Annotated in this window: 17 protein-coding genes; 11 read left to right on the top strand and 6 right to left on the bottom strand. The window is 64.6% G+C overall.

Features of this window, described 5'->3' with window-relative positions; translation table 11 throughout:
- The first annotated feature begins 170 nt into the window (after positions 1-170).
- On the top strand, positions 171-1835 hold the full coding sequence (locus ACIA5H_RS08235; protein ID WP_397074789.1) for a sulfatase-like hydrolase/transferase: 1665 nt from the start codon (positions 171-173) through the stop codon (positions 1833-1835).
- 3 nt (positions 1836-1838) lie between these two features.
- Here ACIA5H_RS08235 and car read toward each other — a convergent pair whose 3' ends face one another.
- Positions 1839-5312, bottom strand: a complete 3474-nt coding sequence (gene car / locus ACIA5H_RS08230; protein WP_397075049.1) for a carboxylic acid reductase — start codon at positions 5310-5312, stop codon at positions 1839-1841.
- A gap of 255 nt (positions 5313-5567) precedes the next feature.
- Here car and ACIA5H_RS08225 point away from each other — a divergent pair, with 255 nt between their 5' ends.
- The 10 genes from ACIA5H_RS08225 (at position 5568) to ACIA5H_RS08180 (ending at position 20005) form a co-directional block, all read left to right on the top strand.
- Complete coding sequence (locus tag ACIA5H_RS08225) at positions 5568-7007, top strand: MFS transporter (protein WP_397074787.1); 1440 nt, start codon at positions 5568-5570, stop codon at positions 7005-7007.
- A gap of 171 nt (positions 7008-7178) precedes the next feature.
- Positions 7179-8213: an LLM class flavin-dependent oxidoreductase gene (locus ACIA5H_RS08220; RefSeq protein ID WP_397074785.1), complete on the top strand. Its 1035-nt coding sequence runs from the start codon at positions 7179-7181 to the stop codon at positions 8211-8213.
- Positions 8214-8232: 19 nt separating this feature from the next.
- Entirely contained in the window at positions 8233-9597 is a 1365-nt protein-coding gene (locus ACIA5H_RS08215) for an NtaA/DmoA family FMN-dependent monooxygenase (RefSeq protein WP_397074783.1), read from the top strand.
- A gap of 388 nt (positions 9598-9985) precedes the next feature.
- On the top strand, positions 9986-12304 hold the full coding sequence (locus ACIA5H_RS08210) for a hypothetical protein (RefSeq protein WP_397074781.1): 2319 nt from the start codon (positions 9986-9988) through the stop codon (positions 12302-12304).
- A gap of 748 nt (positions 12305-13052) precedes the next feature.
- Positions 13053-14402 (top strand): MFS transporter, encoded by a 1350-nt coding sequence (locus ACIA5H_RS08205; RefSeq protein ID WP_397074779.1) that lies wholly within the window; start codon positions 13053-13055, stop codon positions 14400-14402.
- A gap of 134 nt (positions 14403-14536) precedes the next feature.
- The gene (locus tag ACIA5H_RS08200; RefSeq protein WP_397074777.1) at positions 14537-14695 is read left to right on the top strand and encodes a hypothetical protein; all 159 of its coding nucleotides are present in this window, start codon (positions 14537-14539) and stop codon (positions 14693-14695) included.
- Between the two features lie 154 nt (positions 14696-14849).
- Complete coding sequence (locus ACIA5H_RS08195; protein WP_397074775.1) at positions 14850-16190, top strand: FxsB family cyclophane-forming radical SAM/SPASM peptide maturase; 1341 nt, start codon at positions 14850-14852, stop codon at positions 16188-16190.
- A complete protein-coding gene (locus tag ACIA5H_RS08190) occupies positions 16187-17983 on the top strand; it encodes an HEXXH motif domain-containing protein (protein ID WP_397074773.1) in 1797 nt (598 codons plus the stop codon). Before ACIA5H_RS08195 ends, ACIA5H_RS08190 begins: the two co-directional genes overlap by 4 nt.
- A 198-nt stretch (positions 17984-18181) precedes the next feature.
- Complete coding sequence (locus ACIA5H_RS08185) at positions 18182-19066, top strand: tetratricopeptide repeat protein (RefSeq protein WP_397074771.1); 885 nt, start codon at positions 18182-18184, stop codon at positions 19064-19066.
- A gap of 54 nt (positions 19067-19120) precedes the next feature.
- A complete protein-coding gene (locus ACIA5H_RS08180; RefSeq protein ID WP_397074769.1) occupies positions 19121-20005 on the top strand; it encodes a TIGR03621 family F420-dependent LLM class oxidoreductase in 885 nt (294 codons plus the stop codon).
- Between the two features lie 217 nt (positions 20006-20222).
- Here ACIA5H_RS08180 and ACIA5H_RS08175 read toward each other — a convergent pair whose 3' ends face one another.
- The 5 genes from ACIA5H_RS08175 to ACIA5H_RS08155 all read right to left on the bottom strand — a co-directional run bounded on the left by ACIA5H_RS08175 (position 20223) and on the right by ACIA5H_RS08155 (position 24749).
- The gene (locus tag ACIA5H_RS08175) at positions 20223-20708 is read right to left on the bottom strand and encodes a glutathione peroxidase (RefSeq protein WP_355075053.1); all 486 of its coding nucleotides are present in this window, start codon (positions 20706-20708) and stop codon (positions 20223-20225) included.
- A gap of 95 nt (positions 20709-20803) precedes the next feature.
- On the bottom strand, positions 20804-22396 hold the full coding sequence (locus ACIA5H_RS08170; RefSeq protein ID WP_397074767.1) for a succinic semialdehyde dehydrogenase: 1593 nt from the start codon (positions 22394-22396) through the stop codon (positions 20804-20806).
- A gap of 137 nt (positions 22397-22533) precedes the next feature.
- Complete coding sequence (locus ACIA5H_RS08165; RefSeq protein ID WP_379253870.1) at positions 22534-22731, bottom strand: ferredoxin; 198 nt, start codon at positions 22729-22731, stop codon at positions 22534-22536.
- Between the two features lie 9 nt (positions 22732-22740).
- Complete coding sequence (locus tag ACIA5H_RS08160) at positions 22741-23547, bottom strand: SDR family oxidoreductase (protein WP_397074764.1); 807 nt, start codon at positions 23545-23547, stop codon at positions 22741-22743.
- A complete protein-coding gene (locus ACIA5H_RS08155) occupies positions 23547-24749 on the bottom strand; it encodes a cytochrome P450 (protein ID WP_397074762.1) in 1203 nt (400 codons plus the stop codon). Before ACIA5H_RS08155 ends, ACIA5H_RS08160 begins: the two co-directional genes overlap by 1 nt.
- Between the last annotated feature and the right edge of the window lie 128 nt (positions 24750-24877).

The following is a 24877-nucleotide window of genomic DNA, read 5'->3' as shown; positions in this document are numbered from 1 at the left end:
CCTTCTTCGCAGCCCGGCCTCGACCCGGTCCGACCAGCTCATCTGTACGACGACATGGCGGCGTGTCCGCACCGGCGTGCGGGTAGCGCAGGCCGGGCGGAGCTACGGTACACAGCACCGAGATTCTCCGCGTTCCATTCGACCGAACACGACTCATTCGTGGAGGAACATTGCCGAGCTCGTTCACTCGCAGGGGATTTCTGTCCAGTGCGGCCACTTCGGCCACGGCCGCGGCCGCCGTCACGACCGGAGCCGCGCCGGGCAAGGCCCGAGCGGACACCGATCCGGACAAGCCGAACATCCTGGTGATCATCGTGGACGAGATGCGGACACCCGTGTGGTTTCCCGACCAGCAGACGCTGGACGCCGTGCTGCCGAACATCGCACGGATCCGCCGGGGCAGCGTGTCGTTCGAGAATCACTACACGGCGGCCAACGACTGCACGCCCGCCCGGGGTTGCCTGCTGACCGGCCTCTACGCGCAGCAGACCGGGGTCATGGTCGTGTCGGAGTCGACGTTGTCGCCGCTGTTCCCGACGTGGGGGTCCATGCTGCGCGACCACGGTTACGACACCACCTACTGGGGCAAGTGGCATCTCGGCAGCTACCCGGATCGGACACCGGGCGCGCTCGAAGCCTACGGATTCCACGGCGGCACCTATCCCTCACCCAACGGCGCGCCGGGTCAAGGGCTGCAAATGGATCCGAAGATCGTCGACCAATTCGTCGACTGGTTCCACAACGATTCCGGCAATGCGCCCTGGTGCACGACCGTGTCGCTGGTCAACCCGCACGACATCCAATGGTGGCCGCGCTGGACCCGTCGCGACCAGTTCAACGCCGACATCCCACGCTGGATGAACGAGCTGCCGCCCAATTTTGAGTCGCTCGAACAACTTTCGCGCAAACCGCGCCTGCAGATGGCACTGGTGGAGGTCTCGGCGGTGGCGTTCGGAGCGGCGCCCTACGGAACGCCGGAAGCCATGCAGGCCTGGATCGAGATGCGCAATCTGTATCTGTGGGCGCAGCAGCAGGTCGATATCCAGATCGGCCGCGTGCTGGACACCTTGCAGTCGCGTCCGGACGTCGCCGCCAACACCGTCGTCGTCTTCACCTCCGACCACGGTGATTACGCGGGCTCCCACGGCCTGCACGGCAAGGGCGGCGCCGCCTACGACGAGGCGCTGCGCGTCCCGCTCTACGTCCACGATCCGCGCGGCCACTTGAGCCCGGTGAACGGGACGAGCACCAGGGACCAGCTCACTTCCAGTGTCGATTTCACTCCCCTGCTGCTCACCATCGGCACCGGCGGCGACGGATGGCGCGGCGACGGACGCTACGAACATCTCAGCGGGCGTCTCGACATCGCCGCGCTGTGCCGCAACCCGGGAGCCGCGGGCAGGCCGTGGGTCGCCCATACCACCGACGAGGCTTCGATCGAGGAAGCCGCGATGCTGTTCAATCAGGACGCCCCGGGCCACGTCGCGATGGTGCGCACTCCGGACGCGAAATTCGCCTCCTATTCCCATTGGGTGCACGGCCGGATCCAGATCGACCCGGCGGCCGCACAGGAATTCGAGCTCTACGACTACAGCACCGACGGCGGCAGGCTCGAACTCGACAACCAAGCCGCCACCGGGAATCCGTTGCGCGGCGAGATGGAGTCGCTGCTGGACAACGTCATTCGCACCGAGATCCAGCAACCGCTGCCGCCGTATCTGCGGGCCGCGCAGGACGAAGGCATCGGCGACTACATCTCGGCGCAGACGAACGTGTTGGTCCAAGCCGAACGCATCGGCAACGCCTTGCTCGATGCCGTGCCGAAGCCGTCCTAGCTCCTACAGCAAGCCCCGCACGCCCAGGTCGGTGACGTATTTCTCGATCAGCTCCCGGGATATCTGCGGAATATCCTGATCGGCGCCGATTTTCGCGGCTCGGACGGCAGCCCGGAATTTCTCCGCAGGCATTGCCGAGCCACGAACGGCCGGGGCCGGTCGTCGATAGGCGTGCAACAACGGCAGCACGGAGGCCTGGCGCTGAGCTTCCGGTAACGCCCGCAGGGAGGTCTCGAATCGGGTGACCCACTCGTCGTAATCGGCGATCCGCTCGATGCGATGGCCCGCCTCGATCAGCCAGTCGACGAACTCGTCGAGCGAGCGGCCGTCGTCGTGCGGGTTGAGCACGTCGAAACTGTGGAAACCCGTCCCCGCCGTCGCGCCGAGAGTGGTGATCGCCTCGGCGGTGAAATCGGCGGGCAAGCCGTCGTAGTGGGCGCGCGAGCGTTGACCGTTCGCGTCGGTGCGGTAGAAGGAGAACGGCGCGATCCCCGTGACGAGCAGGCTCAGCAGCAGCCGGGTGAAGATGTCGGGCACGTTGAGCTGACCGGTGTAACGCCGGTCGGCGAGGATCATGTCCGACCGGAACACCGCCACCGGCAGCCCGCACAGGTCATTGGCCTCGCGCAGCAGTACCTCGCCTGCCCACTTGCTGTTGCCGTAGCCGTTGGCGTAAGTGTCGTCCACCGCGCGCACCGCGCTCAGCTCGCGGATGTCGCCGTCCTCGGCGAAGACGGCCGGATCTATTTGCGTGGCCACGGCGACCGTGGACAGATAGGTGAACGGCTTGAGCCGCGTGGTCAGGGCGAGACGGATCAACTCGGCGGTGCCGACCACGTTGGGACCGAACAGTTGCCGATACGGCAGCACGTGGTTGACCAGCGCGGCGGGATGCACGATCACGTCGACCTGTTCGGCCAGCCGTTGCCAGGTCCGATCGTCGAGCCCCAGGTTCGGATCACCGATGTCGCCGGGGATCACCTCCAGATGCGCGGCGGCCAGATCCTGGAATTCCTGGACCAGGCCGGGATCTCCGGTGTCGAAGGCGCTGTCGAGTCGCTTGCGCGCCGCGGCGGCGTCGGAACCCCGGACCAGGCAGACCAGCGTGCCTCCGCTGTCGTGCATCCGTCGCAGCCATTCCAGGCACAGGAAACGGCCGAGGTAGCCGTTCGCGCCGGTCAGCAGCACCGTGCGCACGGTTGCGGAGGGGCGCGCCAGATTCGGCGCCTCGGCGAGGGTGCCGGCGTCGAGGAACTTGTCGAGGGTCAGATCGGCGGCGCGGACCTGCGACCCGGCGCCGTGCACCGAGGCGTAGGTGGCGCCCCGCGTCCCCGAGGCGCGCTCGGCCGCGATGTAAGCCGCCACCTCGCGCAGACCGTTGGCCGGGCTGATCACCACCGACACCGGCACCTCGACCTCGAAGATCTCGTGCAGCAGGTTCGACAGCGACAGCGCCGAGAGCGAATCGCCGCCGAGGTCGCCGAAGTGCGCGTCGGGGCGCAGATCGGCGTCCGCGCAGCCCAGTACGGCCTTCGCCGCGCGGCTCACCGTCTCCAGCACGGGTAGGTGATCCGCGGTGCGGCGCAGGTCGAGCAGTTCGTTCGCCTGCCCGGCGGCCTGCTCGGCGTAGAGTGCTTGCAAGCGCGGCTCGTAGTGCTCTTTGAGCTTGGGCCGCAACAGCTTTCCAATGCCGCTCAGCAACCCGTCGGCGGTGGTGAACGGTTCCGGCTCGATCAGGAACTCGCGCGGGATCTCGTAGGACTGCAGCTCGGCGTCCTTGGCCAGCTGTCGCAGCGAGTCGCTCAGCGCCGTCTTCATCTTCTCGGGATCGCCCCAGGCCAGCACGTCCTCGGTGGGCACGATCACGGCGAGCAGATAGGCGCGTTCACTGCTGCCGTACACGAAGATCTGCCGGATCAGCGGACTGGTCGCGTAGACCGACTCCAGACGCGAGACCGCGACGAATTCGCCCTGGGAGAGTTTCAGCACGTTGTTGCGCCGATCGACGTAGACCAGGTGATCCGGGCCGAGTTCGGCGACGATGTCGCCGGTTTTGTAGAAGCCGTCGGAGTCGAAGACCTCGGCCGTGACCTCGGGCCGCTTGTAGTACCCGGAGATCAGGGTGCTGCTCTTCAACAGCAGCTCGCCGCGCGGATGCGGCTTGTCGGTCCGGAAGTAGCCCAGCTCCGGGACGTCGACGAGTTTGTAGTCCAGTACCGGCGGCCGCTGCACCCGTTCGTCGATGACGACCACGCCGCCCGCCTCGGTGGATCCGTAGCCGTCGTGCAACTCCAGATCGAGCACCGACTCGACGAACGATTTCATCTCCGCCGACACCGGGGCGCTCCCGCAGATCGCCATGACCAGTCGTCCACCCAGGAAGTGTTCGCGCAGTTCGGTTTTCACCTCCGCTTCCAGCGCGACGCGGTCCACACCGGGTCCGGAGCGCCGGTCCACCTCGCTCTGGTAGCGCTGGAAGACCATGTCGCACACGCGCGGAACGAAGAACAGCTCGGTCGGCCGGGCCAGCGCGATGTCGTCGAACAGCGTCGACATATCGCTCTCGGCCGCGAAGTACGCGGTGCCGCCGCGCGCCAGCACGCCGGTCAGCGACCCGTGACCGGCCACATGGCTCATCGGCATGTAGTTGAAGTTGATCGCGGCGACATCGGGCCGGTTCACCCATCCCCTGGCGACCAGCCGCTGGCTGTACATCGCGCCTTTCGGGGTTCCGGTACTGCCCGAGGTGTAGATCAGCAGCGCCAGCGGGTCCTCGCCGGGCTCGGCGACGAACAGCGGCGCCGGCGGCAGCGTCCGGCCGCGCGCCAGCACCTCGTCGAGCGATTCGACGCGCACCGCGCTGCCCGCGTCGGCCAGCCGCGCGCGGGCCGCGTCGAACGCCGCCCGCTGGTCGTCGTCTTCCGGGTGGTAGTCGAAGACGACCAGACGTTGTGGCCCGGACTCCGACAGCGCGCACGTCACCGCGGCGTCGAGCAGTTCCGGTGTCGCCGCCAGCACCCGCGGCTCGGTCTCCGCCACGATCGCGGTGAGCTGGGCGACCGGTGCGCTGGATTGCATGGGTACCGCGACCAGGCCGAGGTGGATGCAGGCCAGGTCGAGCATGGTGTAGTCACTGCTGGTGAAGCCCAGGATGCCCACGAAGTCGCCTGCCCGCAGCGGTGTGTCCGCGTCACCGTGCCATGCGGCGGCGACCGCGCGCACGCGCTCCCACAGCTCGCCGTAGGTGATGGTGTCGAACCGCGGCAGCAGCGTCAGCGTGGTGCGTCCGGTCTCGTCGGTGCGCAGCTCGGTCGCACGCTGGGCGACGGCGGGCCGGTCGGCGTAGCCGACCATCACCGTCTCGACGATCTGAGCGAGCGCCGCACCGGGGTCGCGAATCTTCTCGGCGACGTCCGCACGCGGTGTGGCGTTGCGGATGTCGTCGTATTCGGCATATAGCCGGGTGATGCGGCGCATGAGCCGCTCCCCGCGTGTTTCGGGTGCCACGACGACCTCCTTCGGTCCTTGAACGCGCCTCCATAAACACGTTAGCTCGTCTAAGTACTTTGGTCAGGCAATAGCCTCCGCGCACGTCTGTGACACTGGACACGGTGCCGGGAAGGCCTCGAAACTACTCGGTATCGCGTTGTGCCGCACACTCAGCCTGGTGCTGCCGGTACCAGTGTTATCGGGCTCCTGTTACCGGTGCCCGGCGCACCGCATGCTCGGTGCATGACACAGACCATATCGCCGGGGCCCGCGGCGACGACGGCCGCCGCGGCCGCACCGGCCGTGCTGGGAGCGCGGCGTTCGCTTGCCCTCCTCGCCGTCATTCTCACCGGGCAGTTCATGGCGGTGCTCGATGCCTCCATCGTCAACGTCGCCATTCCCTCCATCCGCAATTCCCTGCACACCAGCGGCGCGGCGCTGCAGCTGATCGTCGCCGGGTACGTCATCGCCTACGCCGTCCTGCTGGTCACCGGGGCGCGCCTCGGCGACCGATTCACCCAGCGCCGCGCGTTCATCGCCGGACTCGCGCTGTTCACCCTCTCCTCGCTGGCCTGCGGTCTGGCCTGGAACGAGGCATCGCTGATCGTCTTCCGGTTCGCCCAGGGCGTCGGCGCGGCGGCCATGGTGCCGCAGATCATGACGCTCATCCAGCGCACCTTCACCGGCGACGCCCGCGCGCGGGCGCTGAGCGTCTACTCGGCCATCATCTCCGGCGGCATGGTCGCCGGACAGGTCCTCGGCGGGCTGATCGTCAACGCCGATCTCTTCGGCAGCAGCTGGCGCGGCGTGTTCCTGGTGAACGTGCCGATCGGCCTCGTATTGCTCGCGGCGGCGCCGCGCATCCTGCCGTCCTCGGCCCAGCGGCTCGAGCGCAAGCTCGATCTGCCGGGACTGGCCACGCTCACCGCGTCGGTGCTGATGCTGGTGTTGCCGCTCGTCCTGGGGCGGGAGCTGGATTGGCCGTTGTGGTCGTGGATCGCCCTGACCGCCAGCGTGCTCGGCTTCGCTTCGTTCGTGGCGATCGAGCGGGTCGTCGCCACCCGTGGCGGCGAGCCCCTGTTCGCGCGGGCGGTACTCACCGCGCCCGGCCTCGTGCCCGCCGCGGTCGCGCTGTTCGTGACCATGGCGACCTTCGGCGGCTGGATGTTCGTCATGGCGATCCACCTACAGAGCACGCTGGGCTACAGCGCGCTGCACGCGGGACTGCTGTTCGTCCCCCTCGGCGTGACCTTCGCCGTCGCCAGCCTGAACTGGGAACGCGTCCCGGCCCGGTTCCATCCGGTGATGATCCCGCTCGGCCTGGTCGTCGGGGCGGTGAGCATGGTCGCCCTCGGCGTGCTGCTTCGTGACGGCGGCGAGGTCGGACCGCTCGCGCTGACCCTGCTCGGCCTGTGCGGCGCGGGCAACGGTATCGCCTTCAGTCCGCTCATGACCCGCACGCTGGCCAAGGTCCCGATGAGCCTGGCGGCCGACGCGAGCGGCATCCTGGTGACCAACGTGCAACTCGGCGTGGTGGTCGGGATCGCCGGTTTCGGGTCGCTGTTCCTCGGCCTCGCGGGCAGCACGGTGCGCAGTGCGGCGCATGCGCTCGGCGGCACCGCGATCGCCGAGGGCGTCACGGTCCTGCTGGCGGCCGCTTTCGCGGCTCGGGCGGCACGGTAGCCGACCCTACGTTCGACAACCTTCGAATCATCGCGACGCAAACCATCGCGATCGGCCGCCCCTTGCGCGCATGCTCGCAAGGGGTGCGCCGCCGGTGGCCCGAGCCGCATCGTGCCCGGCTCGGGCCACCGCTCGTCGCGTCATCGTTCGCGGGATGAAAGAAGGTGCGGGATGGGCGTTTTCGCGCTCGGTGTAGAACTCGACGGAGAGGGGTTCCGCCCCGAGGCGTGGCGGCGGGCGGCACACGCGCCGGACCGTCTGCTCACCGCGGATACCGTGCACAGGCGGGTGGCCGCCGCCGAGAACGCCGGGTTCACCCTGGCCACGTTCGCCGACTCGATCCTGCCGGGGCAGGAGATTCCCGGTCGCATCGACGCGGTGACGCGGGCGTCCTTCGTCGCGGCAACGACCAGCACGATCGGTCTGGTTCCTACCGTCGCCACCACCTACGCCGAACCGTTCCACACGGCATCGCAGGTGGCGTCGCTGGACTACGCCTCGCGGGGACGGGCCGGATGGATCGCCGAGCGCGTCGACGATCCACGCGCCGCCGCCACCTGGGGACGTCGACCGGTGTCGGAAGACGCCGATCTGGCCCGCGAGCAACGGGATTCGATCGAGGTGGCCCGTCGCCTGTGGGACTCGTGGGAAGACGACGCGGTGATCCGCGACTACGCCAGCGGCCGATTCCTGGACCGGAACAAGCTGCACTACATCGACTTCCAGGGCGAGAGCTTCTCGGTGAAGGGACCCGCGATCGTGCCGCGGCCGCCACAGGGTCAGCCCGTGGTGTTCGGCACCGAAGGCGAGGTCGATGTCCGGCTCGTCGCCGCCGATTCCGTCGCGGCGGCCGTGGCGGCGGACTCCGGCGGGGCCGCGCTCGCGTTCGCCGAAGTCGAAGTGACCTTGGACGTTCCGGGCACGCGCGCAGCACAGCGATTCGGCGAATCCTCCGGTTCGCCGGGCCGCCTGGCGTTCTCCGGATCGGCCAGGGAATTGACCGATCTGCTGACCGAACTCAGCGCGCACCTGGACGGTGTGCGGCTGCACCTCGCCGTGATCGACGAGGATCTGCCCGTGCTCGCGCGCGAGGTCGTCCCCGCGCTGTTGCGCACCGGCGTCGCGCACCGCCCGATCCCCGGTTCGACCTTGCGCGCCAACCTCGGCCTGAACCGCCCCGCCAACCGCTACGCGACCACCCGCTGATCGTCAGGAGATCGTTTCCGTGACCGACTTCCCGCGTCCCGACGCCCAGGTCCATTTCGGCGTCTTCTTCCAGGGCGTGAACCACACCACCATCTGGTCCGACCCGTCCAGCGGCTCGCAGATCGACTTCGAAACCTTCCGCCGGGTCGCGCAGACCGCCGAGCGCGGCTTGTTCGACGCGTTCTTCCTCGGTGAGGGCCTGCGCCTGCGCGAGCAGGACGGCGCGATCCTGGAGCTGGACATCGCGGGCCGCCCCGACGCGATCACCCAGCTCGCCGCGCTGGCGGGCGTCACCCGCCACATCGGCCTGGTGGCCACCCAGAACACCACCTACAACGAGCCCGCCGACCTGGCGCGCAAACTCGGCGGCCTGGACCTGCTGTCCGGCGGCCGGGCGGGCTGGAACGCGGTCACCACGGACAACGCCTGGACCGGCGCGAACTTCCGGCGCGGCGGATTCCTGGACCACGCGCTGCGTTACGAGCGCGCCGGGGAGTTCGTCGCCACGGTGCGGGCGATCTGGGACGCCTGGGACGACGGCGCGATCGCGACCTCGCAGCAGAGCCCGTCGTGGGCGCGTGCCGAGGCGATCCATCCGGTGGTGCGGACCGGCCCGCACTTCGACGTGACGATCACCCCCACGCTGCCGCGCAGCGCGCAAGGGCATCCGGTGATCTTCCAGGCGGGTGATTCACCCACCGGCCGCGATTTCGCCGCCGCGCACGCCGATGTCATCTTCTCCAGGCACGGAACGCATTTCGACGACGCGCTGGCTTTCGCGAACGACATCCGTACACGCCTGCGCGCGGCGGGCCGCCCCGAGGACGACATCCGGATCCTGCCCGGCACGCAGATCATCCTCGCGGAGAAGGAATCCGAGGTCGAGGAGAAAGTGCGCTGGGTGAAGAGCGGCCAGTACACCGGTCAGACCGCGCTGTCGCTGGCCGGCCAGATCTGGGGCCGCGACCTGTCCGGCCTCGACCCCGACGGTCCCCTGCCCGCGGACGATCCGCAGCCCCGCCCGATCTCGGAGACCCGAGGCGCACCGCGTTCCGGACAGGACCCGATCGCCATCGCCCGCGAATGGCGGGCCAGGGCGGAGGCGGAAAACCTCTCCCTGCGCGAAGTCGTGATCGCCTCCACCGAACGTTCCGGCTTCGCGGGCACCCCCACCCAGGTCGCGGACGAACTGGCCCGCTGGGTCCGCCACGGCGCGACCGACGGCTTCAACATCTCCCCCTACCTGGTCCCGACCGGCCTCGACGAAATCGTGAACTGGCTCGTCCCCGAACTCCAAGACCGCGGCGTCTACCGCACGGAATACACCGGAACCACCCTCCGCGCCCACCTCGGCCTACGCGAACCCCTCACCCACCGCTCCTGACAAGGTCTCGAGTGGCACACCATCGAGCGGCGAGGCCATCGGCGTGGCCACAGGTACCGGCAGGAGCCGTTGGATCCGCAGTCCGGGGTCAACGTCTACGTCTTCGATCACGTTGTAGCACAGACGATCAGACCGATTGATCGTAGGGATATCCCCCATGCCGGGCGGGCGCCGGACCTGGAAGATTACCGACAGTGCGGCAACGATTTTCAGCAGGCGGTGTGGCGCTCACGAAGCATCCGAACATCCGCTGCGCCCGATTGGACACCATAACGGGTCGCGACACACGCTGCGGCACTGAGTGGTTCGACGCTCGCCCTATCGTGCCCGCTATCAGCGCGCGTGACGGTGGCATGCATCCTTCCCCTACCGTCGGCCCATCGGCTCGATGTATGCGATCACCGATGGGAGTGTGGTGAAAAACCGCGCCGTTCATAGCGTTCGCAACACATCAAGTTCCAAAAAGTTGCACTCACCGTCGAGTTCGCGGCATCTGCGTAACGCTCGGTCGGCCTGGAGGACATGCTCTTTCGCCACCGAGTGTCGGCGTCGAATCACCGCCGTCATTCTCGTGTTGTTCACGTTGCTCGTCTTTCCAGGGGTCATCGGCGCGGTTGCGTACGCGCAAACTGGCGAATCCTCGGGGAATGACGCGTTGCGATGGATGAACATTCGTGATTCGTTCGAGGTACCCTTGTCCAGCTATTCCTTCGTCACCGACCGGGGTGGTCCCCTGAATCCGGGAGCCACCATCTTGTGGGCGATCCTCGGGCTGGAGTTCGTCGGCTACATCACCATTGTGACATCGGCCATCTGGCTGATCGGCTATGCGCTGAGTTTCCGCTGGATGGACTGGTTCGCGGCCGCGCTGCGGCAAGTGGCGGACGCGTTGACCGGCCAGATCGCGACGCCGATCGCGCTGGTGACCGCGGTGGCCATCGGCGCGTTCTTCGTCGGCTGGTTCATTGTGCGCGGGTACCACGCCAGGGCCGCGATGCAGATCGTGACGATGGTGGCGGTCGCGGTCCTCGGACCGGTGTTCCTGGCCGAGCCGCTCTCTGAGGTGCTTTCCTCCCACGGCTTGCTGGCACAGGGCCGCGATCTGGGCATCTCGGTGGCCGCTGGATTGAACGGGAACAGAAGCCCGAATCCATCCCAGTTGCTCCCGACGATGCAGGAGACACTCGCCGACAATTTCGCGCGGCATCCATTGCAGATATGGAACTTCGGGCACATCCTCGACGACAACCCGTCGTGCCGAGCCGCCTGGTCGGCGGGCATCCGGTCCGGCGATGACGAGCGGGTGCGCAACGGCCTGCGGGTCTGCGGCGACACGGCCGCGCACGCCAAGGCCAGTAATCCGAGCATGGGCCAGATCGGTACCGGCCTACTCCTGCTGCTGTGCGGCGGGATCCTGCTGCTGTTCGCGGCACTTCTCGGCATCAGGGTCATGAAGGCGGCGATGGACGCGATCTACCACTGTTTCATGACGATCTTCGGTTTCGCCGTCGGCGGCTTCGTGTACGGGCCGACGCAGACGTTCCTCGTCCGCAATATCGTCGACGGGTTCATCGCCGCGATCCGCATGGCCGCCTACATCATCTTCCTCGGTATCTATGTCTTGTTCCTCGGCAACCTTTTCCAGCAGGCTCGCGGACAGGCGATAACGGCGATCATCGTCGCGGGCGCCGTCGAGATCATCGCGCTCTCGCAACTGCGCAAGCTCGACCTCAGCCTGAGCAGCGGAAGTAACTGGGTGGCGAATCGATTCGCTTCGGCGATCCAAGGCCCTTCACGCTCAGGCGGGCGTGGCGGCCCAGCGCTGGGGATGGGCGCAGCACAATCCAAATCCTCGATGCCTCCTGCTGCGCTGATCACCGGATTGTCCGCGCTCAATACTGTCAACGCGTCTCCGGCGACTGCTTGGCTGGCGGGAGCCACGGTGAACCCGTTGAACCCGCTCGCGCGTCGAAAGAGGCGTGTGGATCTCAACAACATCGCGATCTCGCCGATGCTTCGGCAAATGCACGAATACAACGATGGCGCCCGGACCAACTGGCGGTTCAAAGCGGCCGGAAGGTTGCAGGGCATTCAAGGCGGGATGACCTCGGCTCTCGGTGTCGCGAATGTGCTCGACGGCCTGGGCGACAGCAAAGTTCCGGATGCGATGATCGCGCCGATTCTGCGGGCGATGAATGCCACCGATCAGCAGGTGGTCGATGCCCAACGGGCGCTCTCGGTCCAGAAGGCCTGGATGTCACAGAATCCGTTCGGCCTCGCACCGCTGCAGAAAGCCGTCGCCGCGGCCGAGGCCGTGGAGAACCACGTAGGCATCGCCGCGCACCCGGCATTCGCGGCGCAGGCTGTCGTCGCGGCCGACAACCTTGTACGTAGCTCCACCGCGCCGATGAACCCGATACCGGACAACCATCCCCTCGTCCAACTGCTCTTCGAGCCATCCGGACCAACCGGAACCCTTTTGGTTGACGACGAGCACCGACTCCGAGCCGAGGTCACCAGTCACGATTGGCGCGACGCCGGACGAGACGTTCGCCAACACATCAGCAGGCGCCTGGCGTTGGAGCACCAAGCGACCGCCCACACGTACTTCGGCGACCAAAGTGATGTGAACCTCGAGGCGCTGATGCGATCGACAAGGCGACTTTCGAATCTCGACGAACTCACAAGAGTCCCATGGGACCGGTAGGAGCACGTCCGAACCCGGTGGCTACCACCGCGCTGACCGAACGGCGCAGAGAGGGCCGGTTGTTGCGGCCAGAACTCGCGACGATCGGCAGCGGCAACCCGGAATCGTAATAAGCAAGCACAGCGATATTCACCTCAGCCGCTGTGGCAGCGCGCCGTCACGGATGCTCGGCTGCCACCGGAAGCGACACTCCCGCCCGAACAGTGCTGCAGCCTTTCTGCGCACGCTGCGCGATAACACACGCCGTGCCGAGATTCGTCAGCAAAATATCGACCACACATTCAAGGATCGAACACCATGGGGGAAATTCCTACGCCCGAGTTCGGTATGCACTTGCATGCCCTGCTTATGGAACTTTTTCACGGGCAGCTTCCCAAAAATGGAGGTAAGAGATTGCGAAAACACTTTGTCGGCCAATACACTTTGTGGGCCAGCAACGGAAAATGGCCGGACAGCTCCCCCCTTGACGACAGGGGAAGATCACCGCCGAAGCTTCCTATCTGATTCCTACTCATGCCACATTCGGCAGCGGAGTGGGTAGAAAGGTGCAGTCATGGAAAGTATTTGTCGCGCTCCGCCCGGTGCAGCCGGCTCGCCTCACCGGCCGATGACCGCCCTGGGCTTTGCGCAGTACACAACGCTCGAGCGGCACCCGCATAAAGTCTGATGATAATGCCGACGACTTTCCATCATTCATCGGCATACGCTGGTTTTCCCGCGGACATCTCGGCGATCGGAGAGATCCCGCGTGGACGTGACCAGGAAATTTCGGACGGAGCTTCGAGCAGTTACTCGACGAGCGCGGGGATTGATAGAGCTGATTGCTGGGAGAACTACGTTGCCATATTCTACCGGAATTCTCGGGAACAGAAATTTCGTTCTGCTGTGGTCCGGCAATGCCGTCTCGCTTGTCGGCTGCTACTGCGTCTCGATAAGTTATCCCTTGATCGTCCTCGCTATGACCGGGTCGTCGATCATGGCAGGTTGGGTATCGTTCTCCTTCACGCTGGCCACCCTGCTCCTGCAGCTGCCTGCAGGGAAAATTGCGGACAGCTTCAACCGCTGGCGTATCTTGATAGCTTGCCAGGCCGTCGGACTTTTCGCCATCTCACTTGCTGCACTGATCGCCGTCGTCCGGCCACCCGGTGTCGCGCTCATGTGGTGTTTTACGGCCTTCGCCGAGGGCAGCGCGCTGGTGTTGTTCCAAATCTGCGAAGTGCCCGTTATCTGCAATGTTGTTCGGGCGGAAGATCGCACGACGGCATATTCATTTGTCGTCGCTGAGCAGCCGATCGCAATTATGGTCGGTCGCGCCTTCGGCGCCGGCATCGCCGAAATAGCCAGATGGCTGCCTTTCTTGGTTGATGGCGTGTCCTCTCTCTTTTGTCTGGCAACATTGTTCGCGGCAACGCCTACCGACCAAACCGCACCGTTGCGGTCGACGAACCACCAGGAAGACGGGAAAACCCGCATGATCGACGGGGTGCGTATGGTGTGGGGCCATCCATTCCTCCGCACCACAACGCTGACCGCGGGCTTGAGCAGCATGATTGTGCAAATGGCGATCGTGCTGACTCTGGTGCACCTGCATGCCAGTGGGGAAGCGGGATGGAAGGCCGGCGTAGTCCTCGGCGCAAATGGTGTCGGGGGGGTGATCGGGACGATCATCGCGCCTCACCTGATCCGCCTGTTCGACACTACAACTGTATATCGTGGCGCTCTATGGACGTGGGCAATACTTTTATGCTCGTTCGCATTCACCTTCAGTCCGCGCGTCTTGACAATCTGCTGGTGTGGCGTGGGCTTCGTCGGCACGATCTTCGGCGTCGCTCTGACCACCGCTCGCATGCAAGTTCTTTCGGACGGCATCCTCGGCAGAGCGATAGGCGCGATGGCGACTTGGAACTCCGGAGCGGCCGCCCTCGGGCCGTTGATGGGCGGATACCTGGCCTCCTGGCTGGGAACGGAGAGAACCGGAATTATCTTACCCATCGCCATGTTCGGTACCGCACTCGTGAGCCTCCATTCTGCGGCTGTCTACCAACCCCATTTCTCCACCTCTACCTCGACGGCATTTACTCAGGAAGACCCTGTATGAGAACTTCCAGATCCATGAGAACTACCAATACTGTGCAGATGAGGTCGTGTCGCGATCCGCCTGTTGCCGGCGACGGATCGGCCCCACATGAGGGCCCGCGTCACGGTGCAATATCAAAGAACAAGGAGACAAAGGTGAACCAATCAACTCTCTATATCGACACTTCCGTCGATGACATCGATCGATTGCTGGAGGATATAAGCCCGGCCTTGCAGTTTTCGATAAAACGCCAGATGGCGTCGCAGCTGCACGCGGCGCCTCTCGCCTTTCAGGCGTTCATCGACTATCAATAGCGAGTCGTGTGACACCCGATCTGTACTGATGTCTATGACCAGCTCTCGTTGTGCGCGCGTCGTCGGACCCGCGGACACAGTCGACAGTTGATCGACCGCCGGCGGATTCGCTCTATTTTTGAACCGCCGGGAAACACTTCGAGTCGGTTGCGTCATGCCCCTGCGGCCCAGGCTGCATTCCTGGGCCGCAGGGCTTCCCCATCGTGGCGTCGCACCCGACACAGCAGCCTATTTTTATCATTCCAACACTTTCGAGGTACCAGACATGCCCGGCCGGATCCGGGGGCCTTGGCCTTCAGTAGGATTGGATATCGACGCGCTCCGCTCATCCGCGTGGCAGCCGTACCCATTCAATCAATTCATTATGAAAATTCACAGCAGATGCAACCTGGCTTGCGACTATTGCTATATGTACGAAGCGATCGACCAGAGTTGGCGCGACCAGCCGATCGTGATGACCGAACAAATCTTCTCCGATGCGTGCCACGGCATCGCCGACCACATCGGCAGCTTCGAGGTTCCCGCTGTCAGCGTTGTTTTCCACGGCGGCGAGCCGTTACTCGCGGGTCACTCGCGGTTCGAATTCTTCGCGCGTCATGCTCGAGAATGCTTGGGTCCGCTGACCGAGTTACGGCTGGGCGTGCAGACGAACGGAATACTCATCGACGAGAAATTCTTGCAGATCTGCGACCGGTGGGACGTAACCATCGGCGTGAGTATCGATGGTGGCCGTGAGGGTCATGATCGACATCGAAAGTCACGTCGCGGCGGGGGCAGCTACGACGAGGTGGCGCGCGGGTTGACTTCGCTACGAAAATATCGGAACAAGAAGCTGTTCGGAGGCCTACTGTGCACCATCGACCTTGTCAACGAACCACTTCGAACATATGAAGAGCTACTCGCGTTCGGCCCACCGGCCGTTGATTTCCTTTTGCCTCATGGAAATTGGCAGTCACCCCCTCCCGGCAAGATCGAGATTCAGGATACTGCGCCGTATGCTGAATGGCTGATCCCAATATTCGATCATTGGTACGATGCCCCGAAACTCGAAACTCGAATCCGCCTGTTCGACGACATAATTCGTTTGCTTATCGACGGACAAGGCCGTGGAGAGTTGGTAGGACTCGCTCCGATCCAGGTCGCCGTGATAGAAACCGACGGAACCCTCGAACAGACCGACGCGTTGAAATCGGCGTATTCCGGTGCTACCAGGATCGTCGACATCGGAACCGCGAATACAGGAATGGGAGATCGCCTGAGCCGTGCACTGTGGGATCCTGGCGTCGTGGCGCGCCAGATCGGCACTGCGGCGCTGAGTGATACGTGCCTGTCTTGTTCGCTCCTGAATATATGCGGAGGCGGGAATTATGTTCATCGATATCGACCGGATACCGGATTCCGGAATCCGTCGGTCTATTGCGGCGATCTCGCCGGGTTGATCCGGCATATCAGCGTGCGATTGGCCGACGACCTCGAGAAAGTCACCGGAAAATGACATCCGCCGATACATCGTATATCGGATCCGCGTTGCGCGAACTCGGATCCGGATATGGCACCGAAGCCGTCGTCACAGCTCTTGCGGCGGAGGCGTTGCGGGGCCGACTGCTCCTTTTGCGCGCACTCCTGTCAAAGCTCGCTGCGGATCGACCTGACGACTTCGCCGACGTCGAATGGGCATACCTCGCACTTGTCGACCTACAACAGGCCGATTACAATCTTTCCGCGGAATTGTTGTCGTACCCACATATCGGAAACTGGATCACATCGATCTTCCGGCGACTCAACTTCACGGACTACGATTCCCAGCAGCCGGCTCCCCTGTGGGCCGATCTCGGCTACCTGGGCTGGCTCGCGGCAAGCGGGCAGATCCTTGCCGGTCGTCCGGGTGCAGCGCAAGTGGTGGTTCGTTATGGAGTGGTGATGCTTCCGCTTATCGGTATGGCCCGGTTGAGCGACGCCGAAGAATGCGGGTCCTGCCTGTTGCGCTGGTCGGCCGATGGCCTACTGACTTTCGAATACGGTGACATCACGGTTGACACCCATTCGCGCCATCCCGCAGCGACAGAAGCTTGGCTTCCCCAACGCCGTCTAGAACTGGACGATTCCGCATACAGCCTCTATTTGGACGACCTCGATCCGTTTCGCGACTTCGACGTCGAGTTGGACGATCAATTAAAGCTTCCTCCGGATGTATTGGACACCGCAGGCACTTCCCACTGGGAGCAACATCTTCGTAGCGCTTGGCAGACACTTCGTCGCGATTTCGCTCGATACCATGCGCCGATGCGCGCTGGTCTTCGTATGATCGTGCCGCTTACCGCGAAACCGGACACGGTAGGTCAGAGTTGGACTTCTCCTTCCGGGTATGGGGCGGTCTATTCCACAGCCCCAGAAGACGCTTGCCAGTTGGCCCTCACCCTGATTCACGAATTCCAGCACAATAAATTTTCCCTACTGGCGGACCAATCGGACCTATTCGATCGGGACACGGCGGCGCGCTTCTACGCTCCTTGGCGCATAGACCCGCGACCGATATATGGACTGCTGCATGGTATCTACGCATTTTTCGGCGTAACCGATTTCTGGCGTGTGCACAGGCATTCGAATTGCCATTCGAACATGCGGGCAGAGATGGAATTCGAGTGCGGACGCCTCCAGGTGTCGACCGCCCTGGATCAAGTCATGTCGTCAGGCGTGCTCACTCCGAGCGGGGAAACGTTTCTCACGAGCATGGCCGACAGCATCGCATCCTGGCAGGCCGAAGACATATCCGACAAGACTCGTAAAGTCGCCGCGGATGTCTCCGTCTGCTCGGCGGCATTCTGGCGATCAAGGAATTTGAAGCTCTCTTCCAACGAGGTGGCGAACCTGGTCGACCAGTGGCAAAAAGGGCATCCTTCAGCCGGTAGTCTTCCTAGACCATCCATTGCCGACCAAGAGGGCATCCCCGCCGAATATGGCAGGCTGACGCTGCCACACTTGCTGACTCGGCATGCTGCCATGTCCACGGCCGACAACTCCGAGGACGACGGTTCCGGAGATTTTGCAGCGATGACCGGGAATTTCGTGCAAGCTGCGACTCGCTACACGAATGAGTTGCGGCACGACCCGATCCGGCCGCAAACGTGGACGGGCCTCGCTCTGGTGTTACCGCAGCTGCATCCCGAATCCGATCTCTCTTTTCTTCGTCAACGCCCTGAGGTGGTGGCGGCCGTGTATTCCACTCTTGCCGGTCGCGGCATCAGTTGTGACGTCATCCAACTCGTCCATTGGCTCACGCGAGCGTAGATCCGAAAACGATACAGGAGTATCATGATCCCACATCCCTCGAGCGGGCAGCTTCTCGCCGCTTATTCGGACCTCTGCAGCGCTACGGGGCCCATCCACGCGCGCGTCGCTGCCTATTTCGGTGCCAGATTGCAAACGGGTGCGCAGATTCCGGCGAACCAAGCTATGCCTCCGCTCCACTTGCGAGCATCGATCGCAGTGGATGAACCGAGTTCGCCATATCTGGAGGATCCGCGCCATCTGCCGATTGATCAACGCTCCGACCCTTGGCAGTGTATGTGTGATTTGATCGACGATTGGGCTTCGTTGGAGCCGACCCAGCAGCTCGACGTCGCCCGCGTGCTCGCAAAACTGGCGTTCTGGAAGTTCTTGGCAGATTTGGTCGGACAGGAGGAGTTCGCCCAGCAAACGTCAGAAACGTTGGCCCTTTCATATCTAGGCGCGTTCGCGCGGTCGCTCCTCGATCCGCACGACATGCAGGCGGCAACGCGGGTCGCCGAGATCGGTATCGCGCGGGCCACGAACGAACAGCTGTCCCTGCAGACGCGGCTGGCATCTGCGGTGAACCTGACCGTTCATCACGTTCGAAAACGACGGGACGACGCGGAGGTGCGTAAATGGTTCGCGTATAGCCAAATGCTCTGGTCTTCCGCAGATGCCGAGAGCCTGCCGTGGATACTGAAAAGCGCTTACTGGCGCGGAATCAGTTTCATTCCCTATCGAGCCGGCTACCATGAGTCGGCCGCCGAGATGCTCGACCGGGCCGAGGAATGCGCCGTCGCGGCACTCGAACAGTCGACAGAGGACGACCGTATCCTTGCGGTCGAGAATTTCCATCCACTCTTCGAGACTCGCGGGCGAGCGGCATGGGATGCCGGTGATCTCCGAACAGCTGAGAAATACTATCGGAGATTGATCGACCACGATCCTCTGGATTCCAAGGCTCACGCTCGGTTGGCCGATTTTCTGCTGAGAACCGGAAGGCACTCGGAAGCACGGAAGCAGTACCTGGAAGTCTTGGCTCTCGGGGCACCGTGCACAATCTACGCCCGTCGGCAGCTGAGGGATCACGCTGATCGTTGAGTGATTCCCTCGGAAACGGCGGTCAGGCCGGATGAGATGCGCAGGAGAAATTGAGTGAACGAGAGGCTATTCCGCTTCGGCGTTCAATTCGGAGTCGGATCGTCTAATAGGGGTTCGATGTCCTGGCTGCAAGACCGGGCCCAGCAGGCGGAGGATCTCGGCTACGACCTGATCATGCTTCAGGACCGCCTCGGACTTCTCTCGCCATTCCCCGCCCTGGCGGCGTTGGCCGCAGTGACGACTCGTCCGCGGTTGGGCACATTCGTTCTCAACACGGCTTTCTACAACCCGGCGCGGCTGGCTCGCGACGTGTCAACCGCCGACCTTCTGACCGACGGCCGCCTGGAACTCGGCCTCGGTGCCGGTTGGGCACAGAAAGAATTCGAGGAGGCGCGGCAGTCGTTTCCGACCGCCGGCCAGCGTGTTGCCCACCTGCAACGTACGATCATTGAGCTACGGCGCAGATTTACTGAGGAGCACCCGCTGGTACGGCAGCAACCTTCACCCCCGATTCTTGTCGCGGGGAAGGGAGATCGGCTACTCGCTGCGGCCGCGAAGCACGCCGATATCATATCGTTGGCGGACGTTCCGGTGGGAAGACGTCCTATCACCGTCGAAGCCGTCGAGCGGGCGATCTCCGAGCGAATAGAACACATCCGAGTCTCGGCTGGACGACCGCTCCAGGAGTTGGAGCTCGGACTGACTCTCGGCAGCGTATACCTCGAGAGTAAGGGAGAGTTCGACTTCACGTTGCCACGCAAGGTGACACCTGATCTATCTGACAACGAGCTGTTGGCACTGCCCGGCATACTGCATGGATCCCACGGCGACATCGCCGAAACCCTTCAGCGATATCGGGAGAAGTATCATCTGACCCACTTCGTGGTGCCGGCCAGATACATGACAGACTTCGCGGAGGTGTTCAGCCTGATCCGATGATCACCGTTCAGAATGTCTGAGGGAATACTGATCTCACGATGGCCACTGCTGTCCGTTGCGCCTAACAGCAGCCGCGACACCCACGGGTCGAGCCTTCGGAATTGATGAATTCGCGGCAGTCGATTCGAGAGGTTCGGCAGGGGGAGCGTCCGGCCCCGGCCGGGATACGAGCGGAGCCGCCGTCCTGGATGGACGGCGGCTCCGGTTTCACGTTCGGTCAGAGCACGGATTCGATGGCGGCGACCAATTCTGGTGCGTCGGGGGTGGTCCGGGGGCGGAAGCGGCCCGCTACCTTGCCGTCGCGGTCGATGAGGAACTTCTCGAAGTTCCATTGGATGTCGCCGGCGTTGCCTTCGGCGTCGGGGGTGTCGGCCAGGGTCTGGTAGAGGGGGTGGCGCTGGTCGCCGTTGACGTCGGTCTTCTCCAGCAAGGGGAAGTCGACGCCGTAGGTGGTGGAACAGAACTGCTGGATCTCCTCCGCCGTGCCGGGCTCCTGGCCCATGAACTGGTTGCACGGCACGCCGACCACGCTGAAACCGCGCGGGCCGTAGGACTCGTGCAGTTCGACCAGGCCGGAGTACTGCGGTGTCAGCCCGCATTTCGAGGCCACGTTCACCAGCAGCACGGCGCGGTCGCCGACCAAGTCGGCCAAGGTCGTCGACTCGCCGGACAGCGTGCGTAGCGGGACTTCTCGAAGGCTCATAGGTATCCGTTCTCGATTCCGTAGATCCACCCCGACGGCCACGCTACCGGATCACCGGGTTTCCGACCGCCGCGGGCGCATCGGCCTACGAGCTTTCAGCGCAACCTGGTCCGGCGCATCAGCCGCAGTGACATCAAGGTCATCTTCAGCTGCTTGTCGTAAGGCTGACCGGCCCGCGCGGCGAGCACCTGCTTCTTGAGCACGCCGACGTTCACCGTATCGGTGTACTTCAACAGGCCCTGGTCACCGTGCCGGGTGCCGATTCCGGACTGCTTCACTCCACCCGACGGCGTGCCTTTGGCGGCGTAGGTCGCGACGAAGCCGTCGTTGATGTTGATGTTGCCCGCTTGCAGCTGTGCGGCGATCCGCTCGCCGTGTGCCGCATCCCGGGTCCACACGCTGGCGTTGAGACCGTAGTCGGTCGCGTTGGCCAGGCGCACCGCTTCCTGCTCGTCGTCGAACGGGTACACGGTGACGACCGGGCCGAAGGTCTCCAGCGTCGCGTGGGTCATCTCGGGTGTCACGCCGGTCAGCACAGTGGCCTCGTAGAAAGCGGGACCGACATCCGGGCGCGCTTGCCCGCCGACGTGCACGGTGGCGCCTTTGGCCCGCGCGTCGTCGACGTGCGCGGCGACCCGTTCCAGATGCTGCGGGGAGACCAGCGAGCCGAACTCCGGCGTGTAGTCGTAGGCCCCGCCGATCTTTCCGTTCAATTCCGCCGCCGCGGCGACCAGCCGGCGCAGGAATTCCTCGTGGAGGGACCGGTGCACGTAGATCCGTTCGATGTGCATGCACGCCTGCCCCGAGTTGGCGAACGCGGCGAACACCGCGCCGGGAACCACCTCGTCCAGGTTCGCGTCGGCGAGCACGATCATCGGGTTCTTGCCGCCCAGTTCCAGGCTGCATCCGATGAGGTTGCGCCCGGCCTGCTCGCCGACGATCCGGCCGGTGGCGGTCGAGCCGGTGAACATGACGAAGTCGACGTTGTCGATCAGGGTCGGCCCGATGTCGGGCCCTTCGCCGCACACCACCTGGACCAGGCCGCGGGGCAGCCCGGCGCGGTACAGCAGTTCGACGCCGAAGAGCACGCACAGCGCGGTCTTGTTGTCCGGCTTCAGGACCACGCCGTTGCCTGCCATCAGCGCGGGCATGGCGTCGGACAGGGCGATGGCGAACGGGAAGTTCCACGGCGCGATCACGGCGACGAGACCCTTGGGCCGGTGCTGCTCGATCGAGGAGGTGATCAGCGGCATCGCGCCGCCGCGCCGCTTCGGCCGCAGCACCCGGCGCGCGGTCTTGAGGTAATGGCTGATCACCATGGGCACGTCGCAGGATTCCTCGACGGCCATGCGACGGGTCTTGCCGCACCCGATCTGGACGAGGTCGGCGATGGTCTCCACCTCGCCGAGGATCAGCTCGTGCAGCCGCTCGAACACCCGAAGCCGCTGACGCAGCGGCAGTGCGGCCCACTCCGTCTGCGCCGCCCGGGCGGCGGCGCACGCCGTCAGCACGTCCTGCGGGGACGACTGTGGAAGCGCACCGACCGGCGCGCCGGTGTAGACCTCGGTCATCTCATATGGCGCCGCGCCACCGTCGGCGGCGACCAGCCCGGTCAGCCGGGCGAGCAGTTCCCCGGTGATCCTGGCGGGCAAGGTGCTCTCGGCCTTGTCGGTGTGTGCTGTGCTCATCGGCTTCTCCATGACGTCGGGCATCGCCGCAGGTGCCGGGCCGGACCGCGCGGCTGAATTAGAACACGTTCCGATTTCGGATTCATCGTATTCGCCCGGCCGCGCCCTGCCTACCTGCCGCGAGGGACGAATTCCGCTTATTCGTCCGTGGCGATCGACAGCGCTCGGGTCGGGCAGTATCGGACCGCGCGCTGTACGTCGCCGCGGGCCCGCGGGTCCGCGGCGGCGTCGAGGATCTCGACTTTGCCGCGTTTGGGGACGTGGAACGCCTCCGGCGCCTCGTCCTGGCACACGGCATGCCCCTGACACAGATCCAGATCGGCGAGCACTCGCATCGTGACTCCTTACTGTTCGTTCGGTCCCGCGCCGTCCGGGAGGGGACGTATCGGCGCTTCGGGTTGCACTTCGACCAGCACCAAGTGCGAGCCGCGCGGGGTGGATACCACCGCGACCACCGCGGCGGCCAAGTCGCTCGCGCGCAACATGTACGGATGCCTAGCGAACCCCCACGCTTTCCAGTCCTCCAGCACCGGGCCGACGATCTCGGGCGTGGAGTCCATGCCCATTCCGGTCAAGGTCGGTCCGGGGCGCACCTGGGACAGGCGGACGCCGCTACCCTCGAGCTCCATCCGCATCTGCGCGGCCATCGCTTCCAGTCCCGCCTTGGCCGCGCTGTAGGCGCCCGTGCGCGGACGCGGGTCGGAGGCGCAATCCGAACTGATCAATACGATGTCGCCGCGCTGCCTGCGCAGCATGCCGGGCAGCACCCGGTGCACGAGACGCTGCGCGCCGACCAGATGAACCTGCACCTGGCGCACGAATCGTTCCGGATCCATCGCGTACGCCTGCCCGAACTCGATGTCGCCCGCACTGGAGACCAGGATCTCGGTAGGGCCGAGCGCTTCTTCGGCGGCACGCACGAATTCCTCCACCGAATCCGACTCGGTGACGTCCAACCGATGGGCGAACGCCGCACCGCCGTCGGCCCGGATCTTGTCCGCCAGTTCGGCGCACTGCTCGACGCGACGCGCGCCGAGCGCGACCGGGTGGCCGAGTTCGGCCAGGGCGACGGCGGTGGCCGCGCCGATCCCGGAGGAGGCGCCGGCGACGAGCGCGGGCCTGCGCTCCGGATGGGGTGCGAATCTTGGCATTATCGGGTCTCCACGGTGATGGGTAGGTGCGCGAAGCCACGCACATTGGACGAATGAACCCGGGCGATCCCGGAATCGAGGACGTCATAGGACCGCACACGCGACGCGAACTCCGTCAGCGCCACCGTCGCTTCCACACGAGCCAGGTGCGCCCCCAAACAGAAATGCACACCCGCCCCGAAACTCACCAGCCCGGACCTGTCGGCACGATCGATACGAAAACTGTCACCATCCTCGAACACCGCCGCATCCCGGTTGGCCGAACCGATCAGCAACAACACCTTCGCCCCCGCCGGAACCACACCCCCGTGATACGCCAGGTCCTCGGTCGCGGTGCGGGCGATCATTTGACTCGAGGTGTCATAACGCAGGGTCTCCTCTACCCAGTCGGAGACCAGATTTGGATCGGCGACGACTTTCGCGTACTCCCCCGGATTGCGCCCACCCCAATACAACGCATTACCCAGCAGTTTGGTGGTCGTCTCGTTGCCCGCCACGACCATCAAGAACAGGAAACCGATGATCTCCGCATCGGTGAGCCTGTCACCGCCGATCTCCGCATCCAGCAAGGCCGAGGTCAGATCCTCTCTCGGGGCGCGCCGACGCTCCGCCACCATCTCCGTGTAGTAGCCCAGCAATTTGATCGAAGCCTCGACAGCCGCCATCGGGATGTCCAGCACACCGTCCTCGCGGTGCACCACCAGATCCGCCAACCGGCGAATCTCCACCCGATCCACCGCCGGCACCCCCATCAGCTCCGAAATCACATCCATCGGCAACTTGCCCGCCACCTCATCGATCCAGTCGAAGACGGCACCGGACACCGCGGGCACCAGATACGACAGCGTCAACTCCCGGATCCGGTCCTCCATCTGCGCGACACGTTTCGGCGTGAATCCCTTGAACACCAACCGCCGCATCCGCATATGCCGCGGATCGTCCATCGCCAGGAACGACATGGTCCGATGCGCGTGCGGACCCCACGCGGCCGGATCCAGCGACACTCCATTCGCACTCGACAACCGCACACTGTCACGCAACGCCCCCACCACATCCGGATGCCGCGACAACGCCCAAAACCCCAGACCCGGGTTGTGGTACAGCGGCGCCTCCACCCGCAACCGCCGATACACCGGATACGGATCGTCGTGAAACCCGTAGTCATACGGGTCGAACACCAGCGGCCCCACCACAGCCGTCATCGCCCACACTCCCAAACCGATAACACGTTCCGCAACGCGGCACCGCATGGCGGCCCAAACGAAGACAGATAGCTGGACATGTGTCTGGACACTACCACCGCGTACTCGATCTCGACAATCATCCGATC

The organism is Nocardia sp. NPDC051900 (assembly GCF_044452545.1).
GTDB lineage: Bacteria > Actinomycetota > Actinomycetes > Mycobacteriales > Mycobacteriaceae > Nocardia > Nocardia sichangensis.
The sequence above is the reverse complement of the archived record's forward strand: the minus strand, read 5'-3'. Positions and strand labels throughout refer to the sequence as shown.

Bases quoted from the DNA above. Each gene is read 5' to 3' on its own strand.
- ACIA5H_RS08195 (WP_397074775.1), top strand. From the start codon at position 14,850: ATGCCCCTGCGGCCCAGGCTGCATTCCTGGGCCGCAGGGCTTCCCCAT.
- ACIA5H_RS08175 (WP_355075053.1), bottom strand. From the start codon at position 20,708: ATGAGCCTTCGAGAAGTCCCGCTACGCACGCTGTCCGGCGAGTCGACG.
- ACIA5H_RS08225 (WP_397074787.1), top strand. From the start codon at position 5,568: ATGACACAGACCATATCGCCGGGGCCCGCGGCGACGACGGCCGCCGCG.
- ACIA5H_RS08165 (WP_379253870.1), bottom strand. From the start codon at position 22,731: ATGCGAGTGCTCGCCGATCTGGATCTGTGTCAGGGGCATGCCGTGTGC.
- ACIA5H_RS08220 (WP_397074785.1), top strand. From the start codon at position 7,179: ATGGGCGTTTTCGCGCTCGGTGTAGAACTCGACGGAGAGGGGTTCCGC.
- ACIA5H_RS08155 (WP_397074762.1), bottom strand. From the start codon at position 24,749: ATGACGGCTGTGGTGGGGCCGCTGGTGTTCGACCCGTATGACTACGGG.
- ACIA5H_RS08170 (WP_397074767.1), bottom strand. From the start codon at position 22,396: ATGAGCACAGCACACACCGACAAGGCCGAGAGCACCTTGCCCGCCAGG.
- car (WP_397075049.1), bottom strand. From the start codon at position 5,312: ATGCGCCGCATCACCCGGCTATATGCCGAATACGACGACATCCGCAAC.
- ACIA5H_RS08210 (WP_397074781.1), top strand. From the start codon at position 9,986: ATGTATGCGATCACCGATGGGAGTGTGGTGAAAAACCGCGCCGTTCAT.
- ACIA5H_RS08190 (WP_397074773.1), top strand. From the start codon at position 16,187: ATGACATCCGCCGATACATCGTATATCGGATCCGCGTTGCGCGAACTC.
- ACIA5H_RS08160 (WP_397074764.1), bottom strand. From the start codon at position 23,547: ATGCCAAGATTCGCACCCCATCCGGAGCGCAGGCCCGCGCTCGTCGCC.